Genomic DNA, 717 nt, shown 5'->3' on the forward strand with positions numbered 1-717 from the left:
ATGATCTATATTGGCTCTTGAGCCTTCATGCCTTAAAAATAGCTTTCACCATTATTCCGATTCCAAAGTGGCTGTCAATCATAGCTTTGGAGAGGATCTCTCTTTCGTTCTTATTGAGGCTTTAACAATTTTTCCGATTTCAAAGTGGTTGCTATTCACAGCTTTGAAGAGGATTATTCATTCGTTCTTATTGAGGCTTTTACCATTTTTTCCGATTTCAAAGTGGTTGCTAAACACAGCTTTGAAGAGGATTATTCTTTCGTTCTTATTAAGGATTTTACCATTCTCCGATTTCAAAGTGGCTGCTAATCACAGCTTTGAAGAGGACTATTCTTTCGTTCTTATTAGGTCTGTTACAATTATTCCGATTTCAAAGTGGCTACTAATCACAGCTTTGAAGAGGATCATTCTTTCGTTGTTACTAGGTTTGTTACAATTATTCCGATTCAAAGTGGCTGCTTATTACGGCTTTGAAGAGGATGTTCTTAAGTTATACATGTAATCTTATGGCTTTAATTTCAATGCTCTTTCCCAACAGGCACTAGATTTCGGAGGTTTCGGATAACGTTCATGTGTTCACGACGTCCCACCGACTTAAGGCGACGAAGTCGCCGGGCGCGACGCGCTTAGTCGGTGCGGATGTGTCCGGCTGACTTCCGCTTCCCTGCTGCTGCCAATTGCATCACCGAATCCACATCTAACTCCTGCCGGACCGAG

This window comes from Cohnella soli, from assembly GCF_042655525.1.
GTDB classification, from domain to species: domain Bacteria; phylum Bacillota; class Bacilli; order Paenibacillales; family Paenibacillaceae; genus Cohnella; species Cohnella soli.